The sequence below is a fragment of the Streptomyces actuosus genome, from assembly GCF_016921115.1.
In the GTDB taxonomy this organism is placed as follows: Bacteria; Actinomycetota; Actinomycetes; order Streptomycetales; family Streptomycetaceae; genus Streptomyces; species Streptomyces actuosus_A.
In genome coordinates this window covers 193,116-216,031 of record NZ_JAFFZS010000004.1, presented here as the reverse complement: position 1 = coordinate 216,031, position 22,916 = coordinate 193,116, and the positions used below count along the sequence as shown (strand labels likewise).

The window sequence follows — 22,916 nt, the reverse complement described above, 5'->3', positions numbered from 1 at the left end:
CCTCCCCGGCGCGGCGGGCCCGCGGGCGGGCGGCACGCGCCCCTGCAACGACCCCCGGAAGGCCTGACCGGCATGCGAGCCACGTTGCGCTGGGCGCACTCGGATCTGCGCACGCACCGCGGCGAGGCACTGTTCCTCGTCCTCGCCACCGCCGGGATCGTCGCGTCCCTGCTGCTGGCCACGGCCCTGTTCGGCTACGCCACCAACCCCTGGCAGCGCGTCTTCACCCAGGCACACGGCGCGCACGTGACGATCCACACCGGAGCCTCCGCGCAGGTCGACCGGCTGACGGGGCTGACCGGCGTCGAGTCCGTCGCCGGCCCCTACGCCACCGAGTCCGCCACCCTCGCCTCCCGCGGAGCCCGCGCCTTCGTCGAGCTGCGGTCGACCTCCCAGGAGCCGCCCGTCGGCCGCCCGCTGCTGACCGCCGGACGCTGGCTGGACCCCGCCGCCCCCGACGGCGTCGTCCTGGAGGCGCGGCTCGCCGGCGCCCTGCTGGCCGGCCCCGGCGACACCCTCACCCTGCAGGGCACCGGGCGCACGGTGACCGTCCTCGGCGTGGCCGACAGCGCCGAGCCGCGCTACCGCCCGGGCGAGCAGCCCGGACTGGTCTGGGCCCCGCCGTCGGTCGTGCGCGATCCGGGCGGGCAAGTCATCGGGCTGCGGCTGACCGACCCCGGCGACACCGACTACGCCGTCCAGCGCGCGGTCACCGTGCTCGGTGCCGGCGCCATCGGCAAGGTGTCCACCTGGCAGCAGGCCCGGGCCGAGGCGCAGGGCGACAACCGGCTGCTGGGCCAGGTGCTGGGTCTGTTCGGGCTCGGTGCGCTGGTCGCGGCCGGCTTCGCCGTCCACGGGGCGATCACCACCCGCATCCGCGGGCATCTGCGGGACATCTCGGTGCTGAAGGCGATCGGCTTCACCCCGGCGCAGGTCGTGCGCGTCTTCCTGCTCCAGCACACCGCCTACGCACTGCTCGGCGCCGTGGCCGCCGCCACGCTGGCGCAGGCACTGGGCAGCCGGATACCGGGCCGGCTCGGGGACGCGGTCGGGGTGTGGCAGGGGCTGCCCGGGCAGACGCTGGCCCTGTTCGCGATACCGGTGGCGGCGGTGCTGCTCATCGGCGCGACCACCGGTCTGGCGGCGTGGCGGGCGGGGCGCGTGCCACCGGTCCCGGTGCAGCGGCCCCTCGCCGCGCCGGGCGGCAGGCTGTCGCCGGTGGCGCGCCGGGCGCTCGGACTGCGGCTGCCGCCCGCGCTGGTGCTGGGCTGGCACAAGGCCTTCCCGCGCGGCCCGCGGTCGGTGGCGACGGTGGCGCGGCTGGCGCTGCCGCTGCTGCTGATCGTGATGGCGATGAACGCGTGGACGACCATCGACCGCTTCCACAGCAGCCCCGAACGGATCGGCCTGCCGACCGCACTCACCGTCCACGCGGACGCCGGCCTCGCCGACCGGGACACGCGCGCCCTGCTGGAACGCGACCCCCAGGTCGCCGCGGCCTATCCGGGTGTCGAGGTGGCCGCGCTGGTCCCGGGCCAGACGGCGACGATCGCCCTGCGCGGCCTGGGCACCCAGCGGGATCCCTACCCGTACGCCCTCGCCGAGGGCCGGCCCGCGCACGGCAGGGACGAGGCGGTTGCCGGGCAGGGCCTGCTCGACCTGCTGGACGTGCGGGTCGGGGACTGGGTGCGCATGACCGTGGGCGACCAGCCGCAGATCCTGCACATCGTGGGCCGCAGCATCGAACCGGAGAACGCCGGCCGGGTCATCTCCACCTCGCTGGACACCCTCCGCGACAACGACCCCCGCCTGGCCGCGGGCCTCTACGAGGTCCGGCTGCGGCCGGGCGCCGACCCGCACGAGGTGGCCGGCCGGCTGGCCGCCGCCGGGCACGGCCACCTGGACGTGCACGCCGTGACCAACCCGGCCGACGGGCTCTCCCCGCTGCGCGGCGTCGTCGTCGGCCTGATCGCCGTGCTGGCGCTGATCGGGCTGATCGAGCTGCTGACCGTGATCGGGGGCGCCGTGCGCGAGGGTGAGCGGGACGTCCTGGCGCTGAAGGCGATCGGGCTGTCGCCGCGCCAGATCACCGCGATCACCGTCACGGCCACCGCCTGCACCGCTCTGGCTGCGGTCCTCGCCGCCACGGCCCTCGGCACGCCCGTCGCGCACTGGCTGATCGACGCGCAGGGGCGGTCGAGCGGTATCGGCGCGGGGATCGCCGCGGGGCCGTCGCCGCTGCTGCTGGTGGTGTTCGGGACCGCCGCGGTGCTGGGCGCCGCCGCGCTCGCCGCCCTGCCGGCGGCCCGTGCGGCACGGCGGCGGCTGGCGGACACCCTCAGCGCGGTGGCCTGACCCCGGCAGCACGCCGGGTCAGCGGGCGTACGGGTTGCCGTGGCCGTACGGGTTGCCGTGGCCGTACGGGTTGCCGTGGCCGTACGGGTTGCCGTGGCCGTACGGTGCGCCCTGCCCGTGAGCGCTGCCCGAGCCGTAGGGGTTGCCTCCGCCGGACGTGCCCGGGGCCGGTGGGGTGCCGTAGGGGCCCGCGTACGGATACGGCTGGGTGTACGGGGCGGTGCGGGGAGGCGCCTGTGGCGGGACATGACCGGCGGGCGGGTACGGCCCGGTGGGCGGGGTCCTCGGCGGCGGGGGCTGCTGCGGCAGGGCGGCCGGGTGCACGGCCAGCCGGATCCCGTAGCGCCGGCGGAGCCGGCGCAGCTCCAGCAGGGCGATGGCGGTGACGGTCACCGGGGCGCCCAGGATGAAGACGACGCCCATGGTCAGACTCAGGCCGTGCAGATCGCCGGTGGCCAGGTCGGGGATGGCCATCAGCCAGGTCGTGACGGTGGCGAGGAGTGCCGGGAGACCGCGGTGGACGACCGCCGTGCCGAAGAAGTTCCCGGAGAGCCTGACGGCGCCCGCGATCACGAAGACGACCATCCAGAGCGCGACGAGCGAGAGGACGAGCCGCGCCAGGAGCGTGAAGTTCTCGCTGAGCAGGATGAGCAGGACGGTGACGACGACCGAGCCGACGAAGAGCAGCAGCAGTTTCAGCGAGCTGACCAGCGGTGCCCGCAGCTGCCGCGCCGTGCCGGTGCGCCGCCAGACGAAGAGCATCGCGCCGACCGTGAGGGGGGTGAGCAGCAGCAGGACGATGGAGGCCGTCACCGCGTTGTCGAGCATCTCGTCGAAGGCGAAGCCGCCCTCGACGAAGGTGTAGACGCCGAGGGCCGCGACCGCCCCGGCGATCATCCGCGCGCGCTTGAGCTGCTCGATCGACGGGTCGAGCGATTCCGGGATCCACCGCGGGTGGAAGAGCACCCGCGCCACCCGGTGGGGTTTCAGAAAGCTCCGCGCGGTCAGCTCGCCGCCGGTCCGGCTCCCCCGTGGATGTGCCACTCCGTGCTCCCCCGAGCCATCGCTTCCTCGACCGCCGGGGAGTCTACGGGAAGCGGAGGGCAACGCGCCGTCCGCTTCCCTCGGTACCCCACGTCACCGACGGCCGCGCAGTTCCCGGTACTTGGCGACCAGCGCCCGGCTGGAGGCGTCCAGACCCGGCACCTCGGCCCCCTCGGTGAGGGCGGGCTCGACACGCTTGGCGAGGACCTTGCCGAGCTCGACGCCCCACTGGTCGAAGGAGTCGATGTTCCACACCGCGCCCTGGACGAAGACCTTGTGCTCGTACAGCGCGACGAGCTGGCCGAGCACGGACGGGGTGAGCTCCCGGGCGAGGACGGTCGTCGTGGGGTGGTCGCCCTTGAACGTGCGGTGCGCCACCAGGTCCTCCGCGACGCCCTCCGCGCGCACCTCCTGCGGTGTCTTGCCGAAGGCGAGGGCCTGGGTCTGGGCGAAGAAGTTGGCCATCAGCAGGTCGTGCTGCGCCTTCAGTTCGTCGCCGAGTTCACCGACGGGCTCGGCGAATCCGATGAAGTCCGCCGGGATCAGCTTGGTGCCCTGGTGGATCAACTGGTAGTAGGCGTGCTGCCCGTTGGTGCCGGGCGTACCCCACACCACGGGGCCGGTCTGCCAGTCCACCTCGCGGCCGTCCCTGCCGACGTGCTTGCCGTTGGACTCCATGTCGAGCTGCTGGAGGTAGGCGGTGAACTTGGACAGGTAGTGGCTGTAGGGCAGCACCGCGTGCGACTGGGCGCCGAGGAAGTTGCCGTACCAGATGCCCAGCAGGCCGAGCAGGAGGGGCACGTTGGACTCGGCGGGCGCGGTGCGGAAGTGGTCGTCGACGAGCCGGAAACCGTCCAGCATCTCCCGGAAGCGGTCCGGCCCGATCGCGATCATGAGGGACAGGCCGATCGCCGAGTCGTAGGAGTACCGCCCGCCGACCCAGTCCCAGAACTCGAACATGTTGGCCGTGTCGATGCCGAAGTCGGCGACCTTGCCGGCGTTGGTCGACAGGGCGACGAAGTGCCGGGCGACGGCTTCCTGACCGGCTTTCAGCTCGGTGAGGAGCCAGTTGCGGGCCGAGGTGGCGTTGGTGATCGTCTCGATCGTGGTGAAGGTCTTCGAGGCGATGACGAACAGGGTCTCGGCCGCGTCCAGGTCGCGGGTGGCCTCGTGGAGGTCGGCGCCGTCGACGTTGGAGACGAAGCGGACCGTCAGGTCGCGGTCGGTGTAGCTGCGCAGCACCTCGTGGGCCATGGCGGGGCCGAGGTCGGAGCCGCCGATGCCGATGTTGACGACGTTCCTGATGCGCTTGCCGGTGTGGCCGGTCCAGGCGCCGGAGCGGACACGCTCGGCGAAGTCGGCCATCTTGTCGAGGACGGCGTGCACCGCGGGGACGACGTTCTCCCCGTCGACTTCGACCACCGCGCCGCGCGGTGCGCGCAGCGCGGTGTGCAGCACGGCGCGGTCCTCGGTGGTGTTGATCCTCTCGCCGCGGAACATCGCGTCCCGCAGGCCGAAGACATCGGTAGCGGCGGCCAGTTCGCGCAGCAGCCGCAGCGTCTCGTCGGTGACGAGGTGCTTGGAGTAGTCGACGTACAGGTCGCCGACCTGGAGTGCGTAGCCGGTACCGCGGGCGGGGTCGGCGTCGAACAGGTCGCGCAGCCGCACCTCGCCGAGCTCCTCGCGGTGCCTGGCCAGCGCGGTCCACTCGGGCAACTGGTTGAGCCTGATACGACCGTCTGCGTTCATGGGCGACTTCAGCCTTCCCTTCCGCCTGCTCTGGCGCGTCCCAACCTAGTTGATCGACGGGGGCGCGTTCGGCGAATGCGGGGGGTCGGCGAGGCGGGGTCGCGAGAGGGCTGCGGCCGGACAGGACCCGGTGCCCGGTCGGCCGCACGTCAAGGACGCCGTGACCGGTGTGGCGGCCCCTTCCGCCGTTCGCCCACGGAGCGGCCGGGAGGGCTCCCGGCCGCCGCGGCACCGGCACGGCGGCGGTGTGGGCGGGCGGCGGTCCTCAGATCTCTCCGCGCAGCTTGGCGAGCGCCTCGGCGAGGATCGCCTCGCCGTCGGCGTCGCTGCGCCGCTCGCGCACGTACGCCAGGTGTGTCTTGTAGGGCTCGGTGCGCGGGGGGGCCGGCGGGTTGTCCCGGTCCTGTCCTGCGGGGAAGCCGCAGCGCGGGCAGTCCCAGGTATCGGGCACCTGCGCGTCGCTGGCGAAGCTCGGCTGCGTCTCGTGCCCGTTGGAGCACCAGAAGGAGACGCGCAGCCGCGGCGCGGACTCGCCACGCTCGGCCTCGCCCATCGGCCCCGCCCCGACCCGGCTTCCCCGGATCGCGTTGCCACTTGCCACGGTCGTAACTCCCTGCGTGATGGTGCCGCAAAGCGAGTCGGCGTTTCGCTTCGCTGCGAGCGCCTCAGTCTACGTAAGGCCCAACGCGCGTCCAGTGATAGGAGTTACAAGACCCCCCGCTCCCAGACGCAAGCCCCATGATAGGCCGCGCCCGCAAGCGCGTACCGAACATGGGGCTTCTCCTGCGAAATGTGCGGAAAGTGCCGGATGTGAGCGGTGTGCGGACCGTCAGCTGTTCGACTTCATGAGGAGGCCGAGGACGATGACGCACGCGAACCACAGCAGACCGACCACCACGGTGATCCGGTCGAGGTTGCGCTCGGCGACCGACGAACCGCCGACGGACGACTGCATGCCACCACCGAACATGTCGGAGAGGCCGCCGCCCTTGCCCTTGTGCATCAGCACCAGCAGCATCATCAGCAGGCTGAAGACGATCAGGGCGATCGAGAACCCCAAAACCACAGCTGGACCAACTTCCTCGGATTCGGATGGACGACGGGGCCCAGCAGCGCACCACTGGACCCCGCAAGGGTACGACGAATCGTCGTCACCGCATACTCGCAGCTCGACTCACTGATCGCGGAAGCGCACGATCTTGACGAACTCGTCCGCGTCCAGGGAGGCGCCGCCGACCAGGGCGCCGTCGATGTCGGCCTGCGCCATGATCTCGGCGACGTTGCCGGCCTTGACGGAGCCGCCGTACTGGATGCGGACCTTGTCGGCCAGCTCCTGGGTGTACAGCTCGGCGATCTTGCCGCGGATGGCGGCGCAGACCTCCTGGGCGTCCCCCGCACCGCAGACCTTGCCGGTGCCGATGGCCCACACGGGCTCGTAGGCGATCACGACGGTCTCGGCCTGCTCGGCCGGGAGGTCCCTCAGACCGCCCTCGACCTGGGCGAGGGTGTGGGCGACGTGGTTGCCCGCCTCGCGGACCTCCAGTTCCTCGCCGACGCACAGGATCGGGGTCAGGCCGTGCTTGTAGGCGGCCTTGACCTTGGCGTTGACCAGCTCGTCGGTCTCGCCGTGGTACTGGCGGCGCTCGGAGTGGCCGATGGCCACGAAGGTGCACTTCAGCTTGGCGAGCATGGGGCCCGAGATCTCGCCGGTGTAGGCACCGCCGTCGTGCGCCGAGATGTCCTGGGCACCGTACTTGATCTTGAGCTTGTCGCCCTCGACCAGGGTCTGCACCGAGCGCAGGTCGGTGAAGGGGGGCAGGACGGCGACCTCGACGGCCTCGTAGTCCTTGTCGGCCAGGGCGAAGGCGAGCTTCTGGGTGTGGGCGATGGCCTCGAGGTGGTTGAGGTTCATCTTCCAGTTGCCCGCCATCAGCGGCGTGCGCGTGCTCATGTCTGGTCAGTCCTCCAGTGCGGCGAGGCCGGGGAGCGTCTTGCCCTCGAGGTATTCGAGGGAGGCGCCGCCACCGGTCGAGATGTGGCCGAAAGCGTTCTCGTCGAAACCGAGCGTGCGCACGGCCGCGGCCGAGTCGCCGCCGCCGACGACGGTGAAGCCGTCCGCGTCGACGAGTGCCTGCGCGACGGCACGGGTGCCGTCGGCGTAGTCGGGGTGCTCGAAGACGCCCATCGGGCCGTTCCAGAACACGGTGGCGGCGTCGGCGAGCTTCGACGCGTACAGCTCGCGGGTCTTCGGGCCGATGTCCAGGCCCTGCCGGTCGGCCGGGACGGCGTCCGCGTCGACGGTGGTGAACGTCGCCGGGGCCTTGGTCTTCAGGTCCGGGAACTCCGTGGCGACGAGGACGTCGACCGGCAGCACCAGCTCGACGCCCTCCTTCTCGGCGCGCGCCAGGTACTCCTGGACGACCGGAACCTGGTCCTCCTGGAGCAGCGAGATCCCGACCTCGTACCCCTTGGCCTTGAGGAAGGTGTAGGCCATGCCGCCGCCGATGAGGAGGCGGTCGGCCTTGGACAGGAGCTGGTCGATGACGGCCAGCTTGTCGGAGACCTTGGCGCCGCCGAGTGCGACGACGTAGGGCCGCTCGACGTCCTCGGTGAGCTTCTTCAGGACGCCGACCTCGGTGGCGATCAGGTGGCCGGCGTAGTGCGGCAGCCGGGCCGGCAGGTCGTACACCGAGGCGTGCTTGCGGTGCACGGCGCCGAAGCCGTCGCCGACGTACACGTCGACGAGGGCGGCGAGCTGCTCGGCGAAGGCGGCGCGCTCGGCGTCGTCCTTGGAGGTCTCGCCCGCGTTGAAGCGGAGGTTCTCCAGTACGGCGACCTGGCCCGCGCCCAGTCCGGCGACGACGGCGTGGGCGGAGTCGCCGACGGTGTCCGTCGCGAACGCCACGCCGCCGCCGAGCAGTTCGCCCAGCCGGGAAGCGGCGAGGGCCAGGGAGTAGGCCGGGTCCGGGGCACCCTTGGGGCGGCCGAGGTGCGAGGCGACGACCACCTTGGCGCCCGCGTCCACGAGCGCCTTGACGGTGGGGAGCACGGCGCGGATGCGGCCGTCGTCGGTGATGGTGCCGCCGTCCAGCGGCACGTTGAGGTCGGCGCGGACGAAGACCCGCTTGCCGTCCACTCCTTCGGCGAGAAGTTCGTCGATCGTCTTCATGGAAGAGGACTCCTGGTGAGGGCTTGTGCTGCTCTAGATCGTAGAGACGGCCGGCCGCCGCCGGGACGGCCGGCCCGCACGTGAGTCAGGGCCCGGACAGCGCGACGTTGCGCTGCCCGAGCCCTGCTCTCACAACGAGGTGCCTGATCTGCTGATCAGAGCTGGTTGCCGACGAAGACCGTGAGGTCGACGAGGCGGTTGGAGTAGCCCCACTCGTTGTCGTACCAGCCGATGACCTTCACGTTCTTGCCCTCCTGGACCATGGTCAGGGAGGAGTCGAAGGTGCAGGACGCCGGAGCGTTGACGATGTCGGAGGAGACGATCGGGTCCTCGGTGTACTCGAGGATGCCCTTGAGCTCGCCCTCGGCGGCCTTCTGGAAGGCGGCGTTGACCTCTTCCTTGGTGACCTCGCGGCCGAGCTCGACGACGAGGTCGGTGACCGAGCCGGTCGGGACCGGGACGCGCATGGCCATGCCGTCCAGCTTGCCCTTGAGCTGGGGCAGGACCAGCGAGGTGGCCTTGGCGGCACCGGTGGTGGTCGGGATGATGTTCTCCGCGGCGGCACGGGCGCGGCGCAGGTCCTTGTGCGGGAAGTCCAGGATGCGCTGGTCGTTCGTGTACGCGTGCACCGTCGTCATCAGGCCCTTGACGATGCCGAAGTTCTCGTCGAGGACCTTCGCCATCGGCGCCACGCAGTTGGTGGTGCAGGAGGCGTTGGAGATGACGTGGTGGCTCGCCGGGTCGTACTTGTCCTGGTTGACACCCATGACGACGGTGATGTCCTCGTCCTTGGCCGGAGCCGAGATGAGGACCTTCTTGGCGCCACCGGCGAGGTGCTTGGCGGCGTCCTCGCGCTTGGTGAAGATGCCGGTCGACTCGATGACGATGTCGACGCCCAGCTCGCCCCACGGGATGTCGGCGGGGTTGCGCTCGGAGAGCACCTTGATGGTCCTGCCGTCGACCGTGATGGTGTCGGCGGTGTGGGAGACCTCCTGCTTGAGGCGGCCCAGAATGGTGTCGTACTTCAGCAGGTGCGCGGTGGTGGCGGTGTCACCCAGGTCGTTGACAGCCACGATCTCGATGTCGGCCCCCTGCTCCAGCAGGGCGCGGAAGTAGTTACGACCGATGCGGCCAAACCCGTTGATGCCTACGCGGATCGTCACGAACCGATCTCCTCGTTGGTACGCCGGCTCTAGTCGCCGGCGAGCTGTATTTGGGATGTCCCCGACCACCCCCGACCCTACCTCTCCCGGGCCTTGCGGGTGACATCGAGTCGGCCCATACACGGCACTGTGGTTCGTACCCGCCAGTAGGGTACGGACCGCCCAGGCCGTGCGGCCCATTCGCTCCTTTCCGGTAGGTCCGTTCAGTCCTTGCGGACACACCTGGTCGTCGTCCGAGCGCACCTCGTGCTCGCCTGAGCGGGCCGTAACGGCGGGCCTCGACGGCCGTCGCTCCGGCCCGGGGCCGAGCGGCACGGTGGCGTCGGGGGTGACCTCGGGGACCGCCGTGCTCGCAGCGCCGCCCCTCGCCGTGGCCACTGCGCAGTGCGCGCGTCACGGACGGGTGGAGTCGGCCTCCGGGTCGTCGGGCATGATCCACTCGCGGGCGGGCTGGTCGGGCACAAGGAGGACGGCGGGCTCGGAGCCGTTCTCCGGCTTGCTCGCGTACCCGGTGAGTGTGGCGGCGGGGATCTCGTTCCTTCAAGACCGCCGCGATCGCCGCGCGGCCGAAGATCGCCCCTCGGACACCCACCGGCGCGGGATCCGGAGCTGCGGCGCCGGGGCGCCTGGGCCGGCGCCGGGGCCGGGCTGGTGGGCCCGGCGCCCGCCCGGGTCCGGCGCCGGGCGGGCGGGAGCCGGCGCGGTCCGAGGCGTGGGCCGGGGACGCTCCCGCGCGGCGGGCGGAGGCAGGGGCGACGGATCCCGGCAGCGGCGGGCCTTCGCCCGGCCGGGGCAGACGGCCGGGCGAAGCGGTGCCCGGGCACACGCCCTCGGACGATGACCCCGAAGGCAGGGCCACGGGGCGAACGTCGTGGGCACGGGCCCTCGCCGAACGACCCGCGCACCGAGCTGCCGGACGATGGGTGCGGCCGCCGGACCGCCGGACGAACGGTGCCCATACCGGGCCACCGGACAAGCGGTCCGCGCGCCGGGCCGTCGGAGGACCTGCAGGGGCGCACCGTGACCGGACGTGCGGACGCCGGGATCCCGGTCAGCCCGCGAGGTTGTCGGCGAGCTCGTCGGCGAGGTTGGCCTCCGTGCCGGGGATGCCGAGGTCCGCGGCGCGCTTGTCGGCCATCGCCAGCAGGCGACGGATGCGGCCCGCGACGGCGTCCTTGGTCAGCGGCGGGTCGGCGAGCGCACCCAGCTCCTCCAGTGAGGCCTGCTTGTGCTCCATGCGCAGCCGGCCGGCGGCGGCGAGGTGCTCGGGAACCTCGTCACCCAGGATCTCCAGTGCGCGCTGGACGCGGGCACCGGCGGCGACCGCCGCGCGGGCCGAGCGGCGCAGGTTGGCGTCGTCGAAGTTGGCGAGTCGGTTCGCCGTGGCCCGCACCTCGCGGCGCATCCGGCGCTCCTCCCAGGCCAGCACCGACTCGTGGGCGCCGAGGCGGGTGAGCAGGGCACCGATGGCGTCGCCGTCGCGGACGACGACCCGGTCGACGCCGCGCACCTCTCGGGCCTTCGCGGCGATCGACAGCCGGCGGGCGGCGCCGACCAGGGCGAGCGCGGCCTCAGGGCCCGGGCAGGTGACCTCCAAGGAGGAGGAGCGGCCGGGCTCGGTGAGCGAGCCGTGGGCCAGGAAGGCTCCACGCCAGGCCGCCTCGGCGTCGCAGGTGGCGCCGGAGACGACCTGCGGGGGCAGGCCGCGGATGGGACGCCCGCGCCCGTCCACCAGACCGGTCTGTCGCGCCAGCTGGTCACCGCCCGCGACGACGCGCACGACGTAGCGCGAGCCGCGACGCAGCCCGCCGGGCGCCATCACGATCAGTTCCGAGCTGTGCCCGAAGATCTCCAGGATGTCCCGTTTGAGGCGGCGTGCCGCCATCGCGGTGTCCAGCTCCGCCTCGATCACGATGCGCCCGCTGACCAGGTGAAGGCCGCCGGCGAACCGCAGGACGGCGGAGACCTCCGCCTTCCTGCAGCAGGTGCGGGTGACGGGGAGCCGGGAGATCTCGTCCTTCACCGCTGGCGTCATCGCCATGGGCCGATCCTTCCATGCATCCGAAAAATACGGTCGTACGCGGCGGCCAACAGCTCCGGGTCGTGCCTCGGGGTTCCGTCGGGCCGGGCCACCGGCGCCAGCTCGACCGCGGCGCCGAAGCGCTTGGCGGCGTCGATCAGCGAGTCGCGGTCGGGCACGGCGGCCTCGTCGGCCAGCACCACGTCCAGGGCGAGTTTAGGGGCGTGTCGCCCCAAAACCTCCAAATGACGCTGCGGTGAGAAGCCCTCGGTTTCACCGGGCTGCGGGACGAGGTTGAGCGAGAGGACCCTGCGGGCCTTGGTCTCCTGCAGGGCGTCGAAGAGCTCCGGAACGAGCAGGTGCGGAATGACCGAGGAGAACCAGGAGCCGGGGCCGAGCACCACCCAGTCCGCGTCGCGGACCGCCTCGACCGCCTCGGGGACGGCGGGCGGGTCGTGGGGCACCAGGTGCACGGACTGCACCTCGCCGGGGGTGAGCGCGACCGTCGCCTGGCCGCGGACGGTGTCCACGCCCTCCGGCCGCTCAGGGTCGTGACCCCTGACCAGGGCCTGCAGCTCCAAGGGCACGGCGGCCATGGGCAGTACCCGCCCGTGCGCCCCGAGCAGCCTGCCGACCAGGTCGAGGGCCTGCACGTGGTCGCCGAGCTGCTCCCACAGAGCGACGATCAGCAGATTGCCGACGGCGTGGCCGTGCATCTCGCCCTGGGACTGGAAGCGGTGCTGGATGACCCGGGACCAGGTCTGGCCCCAGTCGTCGTCCCCGCACAGCGCGGCCAGCGCCTTGCGCAGGTCGCCGGGGGGCAGCACACCCAGCTCGTCGCGCAGCCGTCCGCTGGAGCCTCCGTCGTCGGCGACGGTGACCACGGCGGTGAGGTCGCCGGTGATCCGGCGCAGCGCGGCGAGCGAGGCGGACAGGCCCATGCCGCCGCCGAGTGCGACGACCTTGGGCTGGGTGCCCCGGCGGCGCGGTCTGCCGCCGCGGGGCTCGACGGACCGGCTCGCGCGCCCTTCGGGCATCGCCCTGCGCAGCCGGCTCAGCCGCGGAGAACGTCCGGTCATTCGCGTCCCATGTCCCGGTGCACGACCACCGTCTCCACGCCCTCGGCGGCGAGCCGCGCGGCGAGCTTCTCCGACATGGCGACCGAACGGTGCTTGCCACCGGTGCAGCCGACCGCGATGGTCACGTAGCGCTTGCCCTCGCGGCGGTACCCCGCGGCGACCAGTTGGAGGAGTTCGGCGTACCGGTCCAGGAACTCCTTCGCCCCGGGCTGGTTGATGACGTACGTCGCGACCTCTTCGTTGAGGCCGGTGAAGGGACGCAGCTCCGGGACCCAGTGGGGGTTGGGCAGGAACCGCATGTCCGCGACCAGGTCGGCGTCGACGGGGAGGCCGTACTTGAAGCCGAACGACATCACGGTGGCCCGCAGCTCGGGCTCCTCGTCGCCCGCGAACTGGGCGTCCATCTTGGCGCGCAGCTCGTGCACGTTGAGGCTGGAGGTGTCGATCACCAGGTCGGCGTCGCCGCGCAGTTCGCGCAGCAGCTCCCGCTCGGCGGCGATGCCGTCGACGATGCGGCCGTCGCCCTGGAGGGGGTGCGGGCGGCGCACCGACTCGAAGCGGCGCACCAGGGCCTCGTCCGAGGACTCCAGGAACACGATCCGCCGGGTGACGCCCTTGCGGTCGAGGTCGGCGAGAGACTCGCGGAGATTGTCGAAGAAGCGGCGGCCCCGGACGTCGACGACGACCGCGATCCTGGCGACGTTGCCCTGGGAGCGGGCGCCGAGCTCCACCATGGTGGGGATGAGGGCGGGCGGCAGGTTGTCGACGACGAACCAGCCGAGGTCCTCCAGACACTTGGCCGCCGTGGAACGGCCGGCTCCGGACATGCCGGAGATGATCACCAGCTCGGGGATGGCCGTGTCGGGGACCCCGGCTGTTTCACTGCCCGTACTCACTTGTGCTCCGTTGTCGTGGCGTGCGGTCTGCTCGCCGTCGGCGTGGCGCTCGGCCCGCCCGTCGGTGTGGCCGGCCGCCCGTTCCCGGTCGGCCGCGGTTCCTGTCTCGTGCTGCTCGGTCATCTCTCCTGCCCCCGTCGATCCTCCGGGGCCCCCGCCGGGACGGGCGCCCCCGGGGAGCCCGGTGTCACGGGGTCCCCGTCTGTCGCGTCGTGCATGTCCTCCGCGTCGTCCGCGAGGTCCACGTCATCCATGATCTCTCCGGTGGCCGTGTTCACGGCGGGTGCCGAGGGCGTCGACCGGGCGAGCGCGACCGCGACGGTCTCGGCCGTTTTGCGGCCTACACCCGGAACCTCACAGATCTCATCGATTGTCGCCGATCGCAGCTTCTTCAACGAACCGAAGTGCTTGATCAGCGCCTGCCTGCGGGTCTCGCCGAGGCCCGGCACGTCGTCCAGGGGGCTGGAGCGGAAGCGCTTGGCGCGTTTGGCGCGCTGATAGGTGATCGCGAAGCGGTGCGCCTCGTCCCGCACGCGCTGCAGCAGGTAGAGGCCCTCGCTGCTGCGGGGCAGGACCACCGGGTCGTCGTCGTCCGGCAGCCAGACCTCCTCCAGGCGCTTGGCGAGGCCGCAGACGGCGATGTCGTCGATGCCCAGTTCGTCCAGGGCCCGGCGGGCGGCGGCGACCTGCGGCTGCCCGCCGTCGACGACGACCAGCTGGGGCGGGTAGGCGAACTTCCGCGGACGGCCGTCGTCGTCCTGCAGGCCGCTTCGCGCGGTGTCCGGGCCGTCGGGGGACGCGTCCGGGACGGCCCCGGGGTTCTCGTCGTCCCCCCACTCGCCGGTCTTCTCCTTCTCGGCGAGGTACCGCCGGAAGCGGCGGGTGATCACCTCGTGCATGGAGCGGACGTCGTCCTGGCCGGCGAAGCCCTTGATCTGGAAGCGGCGGTACTCGCTCTTGCGGGCCAGCCCGTCCTCGAAGACGACCATGGAGGCCACCACGTCGTCGCCCTGGAGATGGGAGATGTCGTAGCACTCGATGCGCAGCGGCGCGCTGTCGAGGACGAGGGCGTCGGCGATCTCCTCCAGCGCGCGCGAGCGCGTGGTCAGGTCGGAGGCGCGCTTGGTCTTGTGCAGGGCGAGGGACTGCTGCGCGTTGCGCTCCACCGTCTCCATGAGGGCCTTCTTGTCGCCGCGCTGCGGGACACGCAGCGAGACGTTCGCGCCCCGGCGGCCGGTCAGCCACTCCTGGACCGGTTCCACGGGGTCCGGCAGGGCCGGGACGAGGACCTCCTTGGGGACGGCGTCCCCGCTCTCCTCGCCGTACAGCTGCTGGAGTGCGTGTTCGACGAGGGCACCGGTGGTGACCTCCTCGACCTTGTCGGTGACCCAGCCGCGCTGGCCGCGCACCCGCCCGCCGCGCACGTGGAAGATCTGGACGGCCGCCTCCAGCTCGTCCTCGGCGACGGCGACGAGGTCGGCGTCGGTCGCGTCCGCGAGCACGACCGCGTTCTTCTCCATGGCCTTCTTCAGCGCCTCGATGTCGTCGCGCAGGCGGGCCGCCCGCTCGTACTCCATCTCCTCGGCCGCGTCCGACATCTGCCTCTCCAGACGGCGCAGATAGGTGCCGGTGCGGCCGGCCATGAAGTCGCAGAACTCCTCCGCCAGCTCCCGGTGGTCCTCGGGGGAGACCCGCTCGACGCAGGGCGCGGAACATTTTCCGATGTAGCCGAGCAGGCAGGGGCGGCCGGTGCGGGTGGCGTTCTTGAAGACGCCGGCCGAGCAGGTGCGCACCGGGAAGACGCGGAGCAACAGGTCGACGGTGTCGCGAATGGCCCATGCGTGCGCGTACGGGCCGAAATACCTGACGCCCTTCTTCTTGTGACCACGCATCACCTGCACCCGCGGGAACTCCTCGTTCATCGTCACCGCGAGGTACGGGTAGCTCTTGTCGTCGCGGTACTTGACGTTGAATCGGGGGTCGTACTCCTTGATCCAGGAGTACTCCAGCTGCAGGGCCTCCACCTCCGTGGACACCACCGTCCACTCCACGGACGCGGCGGTGGTCACCATCGTGCGGGTGCGCGGGTGGAGGTTCGCCAGGTCCTGGAAGTAGTTCGCCAGGCGCTGACGCAGGCTCTTCGCCTTTCCGACGTAGATCACCCGGCGGTGCTCGTCACGGAACCGGTACACCCCGGGAGAGTCCGGGATCTCGCCCGGCCTGGGGCGGTAGCTGGAGGGGTCGGCCATGTCTCACACCCTACTGGCGCGAAGTGACAGCGCGGCGGGCCTGTGGACAACGTCCGGGTCACCGTCGCCGGGGCGGGTGTCGCCCCACCGCCGAAGGCGCTCCGTCTCGGCCAGCAACGGGGTGCGGCCGGGGACCGGGTGTTGTCGGGACCGAGTCAACACGCTTCAATGCGGGGGAACTCGGGGCCCTGAGCGGCGAACGGATGTGAAGCACCGTCCTGCGCCCGCACCAACGTCCCGACGACCCACACGCACGGTCTGACCAGCCGTAGTGATCATTCACAGAAAGGCGCCTGCATGCCGCACGCCACACAGCACGCGGACGTCGCCACCGCCGAACTGGACACGGCCCTGCAAGGCGGCCCCTTCCATGTCGCGCTGCGCGCCGCGATCGCCGCCCGGGGACTTCCGCTGCAGCGCGTCCAGCACCATCTGTCGCGCTACGGGGTGAGAGTAGGCGTCACCAGCCTGAGCTACTGGCAGCAGGGCGCACGCCGCCCGCAGCGTCCCGAGTCCCTGCGTGCCGTGCGGGCGCTGGAGGAGATCCTCCAGTTGCCCGACGAATCGCTGATCCGGCTGCTGGCGGGGACCGACGAGGGCACGGCACCGGGCCGGCCCGCGGCCCGCTCCTACCGCTCCTTCGTGGAGGCGTCCGGCACGCTGGAGCGCCTGCTCGGAGAACTGGACGCCGCACCCGACGGGGGACTGCACACGCTCGGCCACCACGAGGAGGTGCGGATCGGGCCGCGGCGCGAACTGCTGACCCGCGAGTCGCACCACATCGTGCGGGCCCACCGCGACGGTGTCGACCGCTTCCTGGCCGTCCACCACGGGGATCCGGGGTGCGCGCCCGAGCGCATGGCCGTGCGCGCCCTGGAGAACTGCCGCATCGGGCGTGTCCGGCTGCACCACGACACCGGCATCCTCGTGGCCGAGATGCTCTTCGACACGCGTCTGCGGGCGGGCGACACGTTCCTGTTCCGGTACGCCGTCGAGGACGGCACCGCGGACGTCTGCCACGAGTTCGTCCGCGCCTTCGGCACCCCGGGCGGGCAGTACGCCCTGCAGGTCCGGTTCGACCAGAACGCACTTCCCGTGCGCTGCCACCGCTTCACCCAGCACTCGCCCGCGGCTCCCCGCAACAGCCGTCAGGAGCTGCGCCTGAGCGGGCGGCACCACTCCGTGCACCTGGTGGAACCCCGGGTGAGGTCGGGTGTCGTGGGGATCGGGTGGGACTGGGAGTGAGCCGGTGAACCGGCGGGGCCGGCCTCAGGCACCCGGCCCCGCGACCACCTTGCCGTTCGTCACCCGGACGGTCAGCTGCTGGAGCGGCGCCGTGGCCGGTGCGTGCAGCACCTCGCCGGTCGTCGCGTCGAACTCGCTGCCGTGGCACGGGCAGATCAGCTTGGTGCCCTCCAGCTCGTTGATCGGGCACCGTGCGTGCGTGCAGATCGTGCTGTAGGCCTTCAGCGCACCGGACGTGTCCCGGCTGACGACCACGTTGTGGTCCCGGTACAGCTTGGCGCCACCCTGGGCGATCTCGCTCTCGGCGCCGAGTTCCACGGGGCCGTCCGGCACCGCGGACGTGGAGGTGCCGAGTGAGCAGGAGGCCAGGCCGAGCCCGGCGACGGGCGTGACCGCGGCTCCCTTGAGAAGGGTGCGGCGGCTCGGGACGGGACGGCCGGTCATGCGGTTCTCCAGGATCGTGCGGGGATGCGTGCCGCACGATACCGGGGCCCGTGCGGAGCGGAGCGGAGCGGAGCGGGTACGTGCCGTCCGGGCGGGCCGGTGCCGCGGTGGGCGACGTGTGCCGGCCGAGGACGAAGGCGCCGGGACGTACGCCGAGGAACGCCCGGCGCGAGCGCGTCGGCTCCGGGCGTGAGTGTGAGCCTGAGCGATGGTGCGTTTCGTTTACCCGTCGCGCAGGGTGGGATACCTTCCGGTCCGGGGCCCGGGCGGCGGGTCCTCGGCGGCCGCCTCGGAAGGGAACCGACTCGTGATCGTCGTCGCCGGTGAAGCCCTGGTCGACCTGGTCCCGCGGGGCGAGGGCCCGCTGGCCGCGCTCACGCCGGCGCTCGGCGGCGGCCCGTACAACACGGCCGTGGCGCTGGGACGCCTCGGCTCCCCCACGGCGTTCTGCTCCCGGGTGTCCTCCGACGCCTACGGCGAGGCCCTGCTCGACGGACTGCGGCGGGCCCGGGTGGACGTGTCGGCGGTGCAGCGCGGGCCGGAACCGACCACCCTCGCCCTCGCCACGCTCGGCGCCGACGGCTCGGCCGCCTACTCGTTCTACGTGGAGGGCACCGCCGACCGGCTCTTCACGGCACCCGCGACGCTGCCCGCCGGCACCCGGGCGGTGTCCTTCGGCACGTGCTCGCTGGTCCTGGAGCCCGGAGCGAGCGCGTACGAGCAGGTGCTTCGGCGGGCCTCGGCACAGGGACTGTTCACCGCCCTCGACCCGAACGTCCGGCCCGGCCTCATCCCCGATCCGGACGCCTACCGGGCACGTTTCGCGGGCTGGCTGCCGTCGGTGACACTGCTCAAGCTCTCCGAGGAGGACGCCCGCTGGCTGGGCGGAAGCCCGCGGAAGTGGCTGGCCGCCGGGCCCGAGGCGGTCGTGATCACCGCGGGCGGCGACGGTCTCACCGCCTTCACGCGTGGCGGCGCGGTGTATTCCGTGCCGGGCGAGCAGGTCGATGTCGTCGACACCATCGGTGCCGGGGACACGGTGAACGCCGCACTGCTGCACGGTCTGGCCGCACAGGACGCCCTGGCGCCAAGAGCCCTGGACGCACTCGATCCGCAGGGCTGGTCGCGGCTGCTGCGGTTCGCGGCCCGCGCCGCGGCCGTCACCTGCTCCCGCGCGGGCGCCGAGCCCCCGTACGCCCATGAGCTGGAGCAGCCCTCCGACGGCGGACGGACCGGCTGACCCCTCCCCCGGCCACGGACCGCGGCCCCGCCGGGCGGCCCGGTGCGACGCCGGAACGTGAACCGGACCGCCCGCCCCCGTGGCCGGAGGCCGCGGGGGCGGGCGGGAAGGCGACAGTGACGTCGGTGGCGGGGCGCCACGAACGCCTCGCGCCCCACCGGAGCATGGAACTCCGCGGGACGCGTGGGTGCGCTGCGGCGCACGGTGGCGGTCAGGCCTTGGCCGAGCCGGTCGCCTTCTTCGCCGCCTTCCTGGTGGTCGTCTTCGCGGCCGCCGTCTTGGCCGTGCTTCCGGCGGTGGCCTCGGCGGCGGTCTTCTTCGCGGCCGCCGCCTTCTTCGTGGTGGACGCCTTCTTCGCAGACGCGGCCTTCTTCGCGGGCGCGGTGCCGGCCGAGCCCTCGACGGCCTCGGTGGCCGTCTTCCTGGCGGTCGCCCGGGCCGCGACGGTGGTCTTCGACGCCGTCTTCCGGCGGGCCGCCGGAATGGGAGCGTCGCTGATCCGGTCGGCGCCGAGGATCTCCCGCAGGAACTTGCCCGTGTGGCTGGTCGGGACCCCGGCGACCTGCTCCGGTGTGCCCTCGGCGACGACGAGGCCACCACCGGCGCCGCCCTCGGGACCCATGTCGACGAGCCAGTCGGCCGTCTTGATCACGTCGAGGTTGTGCTCGATGACGATGACCGTGTTGCCCTTGTCGACCAGCCCGGAGAGCACCTTCAGCAGCTTGCTGATGTCTTCGAAGTGCAGACCGGTGGTCGGCTCGTCGAGCACGTAGACCGTGCGCCCGGTGGACCGGCGCTGGAGCTCGCTGGCGAGCTTGACGCGCTGGGCCTCGCCGCCGGAGAGGGTGGTGGCGGACTGCCCGAGGCGGACGTAGCCGAGGCCGACGTCGTTGAGTGTCCGGAGGTGACGCGAGATGGCCGGGACCGCCTCGAAGAAGTCCATCGCCTCCTCGATCGGCATGTTGAGGACGTCGGCGATGGACTTGCCCTTGTAGTGGACCTCCAGGGTCTCCCGGTTGTAGCGGGCACCGTGGCAGACCTCGCACGGCACGTACACGTCCGGGAGGAAGTTCATCTCGATCTTGATCGTGCCGTCGCCGGCGCAGTTCTCGCAGCGGCCGCCCTTGACGTTGAAGGAGAAGCGGCCGGGCTGGTAACCGCGGACCTTCGCCTCGGTGGTCTCGGCGAACAGCTTGCGGACGTGGTCGAAGACACCGGTGTAGGTCGCCGGGTTCGATCGCGGGGTGCGTCCGATGGGCGACTGGTCGACGTGCACGACCTTGTCGACGAGGTCGTCGCCGTCCACGCGGGTGTGACGGCCGGGCACATTGCGCGCGCCGTTCAGCTCGCGCGCCAGGTGTGTGTACAGGATGTCGTTGACCAGCGTCGACTTACCCGAACCGGAGACACCGGTGACCGCGGTGAACACGCCCAGCGGGAAGGACACGTCGATGTCGCGCAAGTTGTTCTCGCGCGCGCCGTGCACGGTGAGCTGCCGGGAGAGGTCGAGCGGGCGCCGGACGTCGGGGACCGGGATGGACTTGCTGCCGGACAGGTACTGCCCGGTCTGCGACTCGGCGTTGGCCAGCAGTTCCTTCAGAGAACCGCTGTGCACGACCTTGCCGCCGTGCTCGCCGGCGCCGGGGCCGATGTCGACGATCCAGTCGGCCGTCTTGATGGTGTCCTCGTCGTGCTCGACGACGATGAGCGTGTTGCCCATGTCGCGCAGCCGGACCAGGGTCTCGATGAGGCGGTGGTTGTCGCGCTGGTGCAGGCCGATGGACGGCTCGTCGAGCACGTACAGGACGCCGACCAGGCCGGAGCCGATCTGGGTGGCCAGGCGGATGCGCTGCGCCTCGCCGCCGGAGAGCGTGCCGGCCGCGCGGTTGAGCGAGAGGTAGTCCAGTCCGACGTCGACGAGGAAGCGCAGGCGCTCGTTGACCTCCTTCAGCACGCGCTCGGCGATCTTCTTGTCGCGGGCGTTGAGCCGAAGCCGGCCCAGGAAGTCCGCGCAGTCGCTGATGGACATCGCGGAGACCTCGGCGATCGACTTCTCCATGATCGTGACGGCGAGGACGATCGGCTTCAGGCGCGTGCCCTCGCAGGTGGGGCAGGGCACCTCGCGCATGTAGCCCTCGAAGCGCTCGCGGCTGGCGTCGCTCTCGGCCTCGCTGTGACGGCGCTTGACGAAGGAGACGGCACCCTCGAACGGCGTGGTGTAGCGGCGCTCGCGGCCGTACCGGTTGCGGTAGCGGACCTCGATCTGCGTCTTGTGGCCGTGCAGCAGGGCCTTCCTCGCACGCTGCGGCAGGCCGGCGAAGGGGATGTCCGTGCGGAAGCCGAGGGCGTCGGCGAGGGCGCCGATCAGACGGCCGAAGTAGTCCTTGGTGTGCCCGTGCGACCAGGGGTGGATGGCGCCCTCGTCGAGGGACTTCTCCTCGTCAGGGACGATCAGCTCCGGGTCGACCTCCATGCGGGTGCCGATGCCGGTGCAGTCGGGACAGGCGCCGAAGGGCGAGTTGAAGGAGAAGGAGCGGGGCTCCAGCTCCTCGAAGGACAGGTCGTCGTACGGGCAGTACAGGTGCTCCGAGTACATGCGCTCGCGCTCGGGGTCGTCCTCGGGGAGGTCGACGAAGTCGAGCACGACCATGCCGCCGGACAGGCCGAGTGCGGTCTCCACGGAGTCGGTGAGCCGGCGCTTGGCGGAGTCCTTGACGGTGAGGCGGTCGACGACCACCTCGATGGTGTGCTTCTCCTGCTTCTTCAGCGTCGGCGGGCTGGACAGCTGGATGGTCTCGCCGTCCACGCGCGCACGGGAGTAGCCCTTGGTCTGCAGGTCGGCGAAGAGGTCGACGAACTCGCCCTTGCGCTCGCGCACCAGCGGCGAGAGCACCTGGAAGCGGCTGCCCTCCGGAAGTTCCAGCACCCTGTCGACGATGGCCTGGGGCGACTGGCGGGAGATGGGCCGGCCGCACTCCGGGCAGTGCGGCTTGCCGATGCGGGCGAAGAGCAGACGCAGGTAGTCGTAGACCTCGGTGATGGTGCCGACCGTGGAGCGCGGGTTGCGCGAGGTCGACTTCTGGTCGATGGAGACCGCGGGTGACAGGCCCTCGATGAAGTCGACGTCGGGCTTGTCCATCTGCCCGAGGAACTGGCGGGCGTACGAGGAGAGCGACTCCACGTAGCGCCGCTGGCCCTCGGCGAAGATCGTGTCGAAAGCCAGGGAGGACTTGCCCGACCCGGACAGGCCCGTGAAGACGATGAGCGAGTCCCGAGGCAGGTCGAGCGAGACATTCTTCAGGTTGTGCTCGCGCGCGCCACGGACGATGAGACGGTCGGCCACGCCGGTCCGCACCTTTCTTGAGAGAAGTGACAGGGGCGGGGCCCCCGTCCTTCTCAGACTAGGGCGAGCCACTGACAACGCCGGTCGGATTCACCGGATGCAAACAATCCCCGGCCCTCCAGCATGCCCGACGCCACGTCCGACCATATAGCACGTGCATTCGATTTACGGGCCGGCTTCACCACCTTCACCCGAAGGAGTGGCACGGCTAGGGTCAGCACCATGATTGATCACGCACGTGACCTGGAGTCCGTACGGGAAGCGACCGATCGGCTGCTGAGCGCGGTCGCCGAACTGGACGACGGAACCGCGGCCGAACCGTCACGCCTGCCCGGCTGGAGTCGCGGCCACGTCCTCGCCCACCTCGCCCGCAACGCCGACGCTCTCGTCAACGTCCTCGAGGGCCGTCCCATGTACGTGTCCGCCGAGGCCCGCGACGCCGACATCGAGAAGGGCGCCCCGCGCCCCCTCGACGCTCAGCTGGCCGACCTGCGCGAGACCGCGGCCCGTTTCCGCGCGACCGGGGACGCGCAGGCCGACTGGTCGCGCACGGTGGAACTGCGCAACGGCGTGACCGACACCGCGGCCCGGGTACCCTTCCGCCGCTGGGCGGAGGTCGAGCTGCACCACGTGGACCTCGGGATCGGCTACGAGCTGGAGGACGTACCGGCGGAGTTCACCGAGCGGGAGATCGTGTTCCTCGCCGCCCGTTTCACCGGCCGCACCGACGTTCCGCCCACGCGGCTCACGGACGGCACGCGCGCGTGGAGCACCGGCCGGGAGGCGGCGGAGCCGGAGATCACCGTCACGGGGACACCGGCGGAACTGCTCGGATGGCTCGCGGGGCGCCGCGACGGCTCCGGGCTGACCGTGCACGGCGGCGCGCTGCCGGCACTGCCCCCGCTGTAGGGCGAGGACGG

General features: G+C 71.8%; 17 protein-coding genes. 4 read left to right on the top strand and 13 right to left on the bottom strand.

From position 1 onward, the window contains the following. The first annotated feature begins 72 nt into the window (after window positions 1-72). On the top strand, window positions 73-2,355 hold the full coding sequence (locus JS756_RS07895; RefSeq protein WP_205382277.1) for an ABC transporter permease: 2,283 nt from the start codon (window positions 73-75) through the stop codon (window positions 2,353-2,355). Window positions 2,356-2,373: 18 nt separating this feature from the next. On the opposite strand, the gene JS756_RS07890 is transcribed toward JS756_RS07895, so the two are convergent. The 11 genes from JS756_RS07890 to uvrC all read right to left on the bottom strand — a co-directional run bounded on the left by JS756_RS07890 (window position 2,374) and on the right by uvrC (window position 15,724). Next, window positions 2,374-3,399, bottom strand: a complete 1,026-nt coding sequence (locus tag JS756_RS07890; RefSeq protein WP_205382276.1) for a sulfur globule family protein — start codon at window positions 3,397-3,399, stop codon at window positions 2,374-2,376. 93 nt (window positions 3,400-3,492) lie between these two features. Further along, on the bottom strand, window positions 3,493-5,148 hold the full coding sequence (gene pgi, locus JS756_RS07885; protein WP_205382275.1) for a glucose-6-phosphate isomerase: 1,656 nt from the start codon (window positions 5,146-5,148) through the stop codon (window positions 3,493-3,495). A 265-nt stretch (window positions 5,149-5,413) separates the two neighbouring features. Continuing rightward, window positions 5,414-5,749 carry an RNA polymerase-binding protein RbpA gene (locus tag JS756_RS07880; RefSeq protein WP_129797281.1) on the bottom strand — a complete coding sequence of 112 codons (336 nt, stop codon included), beginning with the start codon at window positions 5,747-5,749 and terminating at the stop codon, window positions 5,414-5,416. A 228-nt stretch (window positions 5,750-5,977) separates the two neighbouring features. Continuing rightward, complete coding sequence (secG, locus tag JS756_RS07875) at window positions 5,978-6,214, bottom strand: preprotein translocase subunit SecG (protein WP_205382274.1); 237 nt, start codon at window positions 6,212-6,214, stop codon at window positions 5,978-5,980. 108 nt (window positions 6,215-6,322) lie between these two features. Next, window positions 6,323-7,099 carry a triose-phosphate isomerase gene (gene tpiA / locus JS756_RS07870; protein ID WP_205382273.1) on the bottom strand — a complete coding sequence of 259 codons (777 nt, stop codon included), beginning with the start codon at window positions 7,097-7,099 and terminating at the stop codon, window positions 6,323-6,325. 6 nt (window positions 7,100-7,105) lie between these two features. Next, window positions 7,106-8,317, bottom strand: a complete 1,212-nt coding sequence (locus JS756_RS07865; RefSeq protein ID WP_205382272.1) for a phosphoglycerate kinase — start codon at window positions 8,315-8,317, stop codon at window positions 7,106-7,108. 155 nt (window positions 8,318-8,472) lie between these two features. Next, the gene (gene gap, locus JS756_RS07860) at window positions 8,473-9,480 is read right to left on the bottom strand and encodes a type I glyceraldehyde-3-phosphate dehydrogenase (protein ID WP_205382271.1); all 1,008 of its coding nucleotides are present in this window, start codon (window positions 9,478-9,480) and stop codon (window positions 8,473-8,475) included. Window positions 9,481-10,531: 1,051 nt separating this feature from the next. Beyond that, window positions 10,532-11,521 carry a DNA-binding protein WhiA gene (gene whiA, locus JS756_RS07855; RefSeq protein ID WP_205382270.1) on the bottom strand — a complete coding sequence of 330 codons (990 nt, stop codon included), beginning with the start codon at window positions 11,519-11,521 and terminating at the stop codon, window positions 10,532-10,534. Further along, entirely contained in the window at window positions 11,512-12,579 is a 1,068-nt protein-coding gene (locus JS756_RS07850) for a gluconeogenesis factor YvcK family protein (RefSeq protein WP_205382269.1), read from the bottom strand. The genes whiA and JS756_RS07850 overlap by 10 nt, the downstream gene beginning before the upstream one ends. Next, window positions 12,576-13,598 (bottom strand): RNase adapter RapZ, encoded by a 1,023-nt coding sequence (gene rapZ / locus JS756_RS07845; RefSeq protein ID WP_205382268.1) that lies wholly within the window; start codon window positions 13,596-13,598, stop codon window positions 12,576-12,578. The genes JS756_RS07850 and rapZ overlap by 4 nt, the downstream gene beginning before the upstream one ends. Continuing rightward, window positions 13,595-15,724 (bottom strand): excinuclease ABC subunit UvrC, encoded by a 2,130-nt coding sequence (gene uvrC / locus JS756_RS07840; protein WP_205382267.1) that lies wholly within the window; start codon window positions 15,722-15,724, stop codon window positions 13,595-13,597. The genes rapZ and uvrC overlap by 4 nt, the downstream gene beginning before the upstream one ends. A 297-nt stretch (window positions 15,725-16,021) precedes the next feature. Between uvrC and JS756_RS07835 the strand changes: the two genes are divergently transcribed. Beyond that, window positions 16,022-16,969, top strand: coding sequence for a hypothetical protein (locus tag JS756_RS07835; RefSeq protein WP_205382266.1), 948 nt, complete (start codon window positions 16,022-16,024; stop codon window positions 16,967-16,969). Between the two features lie 24 nt (window positions 16,970-16,993). On the opposite strand, the gene JS756_RS07830 is transcribed toward JS756_RS07835, so the two are convergent. Beyond that, entirely contained in the window at window positions 16,994-17,413 is a 420-nt protein-coding gene (locus JS756_RS07830) for a Rieske (2Fe-2S) protein (protein ID WP_205382265.1), read from the bottom strand. Window positions 17,414-17,720: 307 nt separating this feature from the next. On the opposite strand from JS756_RS07830, the gene JS756_RS07825 reads away from it, so the two are divergent. Further along, window positions 17,721-18,653: a carbohydrate kinase family protein gene (locus tag JS756_RS07825; RefSeq protein WP_205382264.1), complete on the top strand. Its 933-nt coding sequence runs from the start codon at window positions 17,721-17,723 to the stop codon at window positions 18,651-18,653. Window positions 18,654-18,864: 211 nt separating this feature from the next. Here JS756_RS07825 and uvrA read toward each other — a convergent pair whose 3' ends face one another. Continuing rightward, window positions 18,865-21,996, bottom strand: a complete 3,132-nt coding sequence (gene uvrA, locus JS756_RS07820; RefSeq protein ID WP_205382263.1) for an excinuclease ABC subunit UvrA — start codon at window positions 21,994-21,996, stop codon at window positions 18,865-18,867. Window positions 21,997-22,218: 222 nt separating this feature from the next. On the opposite strand from uvrA, the gene JS756_RS07815 reads away from it, so the two are divergent. Beyond that, on the top strand, window positions 22,219-22,905 hold the full coding sequence (locus JS756_RS07815; RefSeq protein WP_205382262.1) for a maleylpyruvate isomerase family mycothiol-dependent enzyme: 687 nt from the start codon (window positions 22,219-22,221) through the stop codon (window positions 22,903-22,905). Window positions 22,906-22,916: the final 11 nt, after the last annotated feature.

What these genes read in the sequence shown, in the direction of transcription:
- rapZ (WP_205382268.1), bottom strand. Translation starts at nt 13,598, where the DNA reads ATGACCGAGCAGCACGAGACAGGAACCGCGGCCGACCGGGAACGGGCG.
- JS756_RS07830 (WP_205382265.1), bottom strand. Translation starts at nt 17,413, where the DNA reads ATGACCGGCCGTCCCGTCCCGAGCCGCCGCACCCTTCTCAAGGGAGCC.
- tpiA (WP_205382273.1), bottom strand. Translation starts at nt 7,099, where the DNA reads ATGAGCACGCGCACGCCGCTGATGGCGGGCAACTGGAAGATGAACCTC.
- JS756_RS07895 (WP_205382277.1), top strand. Translation starts at nt 73, where the DNA reads ATGCGAGCCACGTTGCGCTGGGCGCACTCGGATCTGCGCACGCACCGC.
- whiA (WP_205382270.1), bottom strand. Translation starts at nt 11,521, where the DNA reads ATGGCGATGACGCCAGCGGTGAAGGACGAGATCTCCCGGCTCCCCGTC.
- uvrC (WP_205382267.1), bottom strand. Translation starts at nt 15,724, where the DNA reads ATGGCCGACCCCTCCAGCTACCGCCCCAGGCCGGGCGAGATCCCGGAC.
- JS756_RS07865 (WP_205382272.1), bottom strand. Translation starts at nt 8,317, where the DNA reads ATGAAGACGATCGACGAACTTCTCGCCGAAGGAGTGGACGGCAAGCGG.
- JS756_RS07835 (WP_205382266.1), top strand. Translation starts at nt 16,022, where the DNA reads ATGCCGCACGCCACACAGCACGCGGACGTCGCCACCGCCGAACTGGAC.
- JS756_RS07850 (WP_205382269.1), bottom strand. Translation starts at nt 12,579, where the DNA reads ATGACCGGACGTTCTCCGCGGCTGAGCCGGCTGCGCAGGGCGATGCCC.
- pgi (WP_205382275.1), bottom strand. Translation starts at nt 5,148, where the DNA reads ATGAACGCAGACGGTCGTATCAGGCTCAACCAGTTGCCCGAGTGGACC.
- JS756_RS07815 (WP_205382262.1), top strand. Translation starts at nt 22,219, where the DNA reads ATGATTGATCACGCACGTGACCTGGAGTCCGTACGGGAAGCGACCGAT.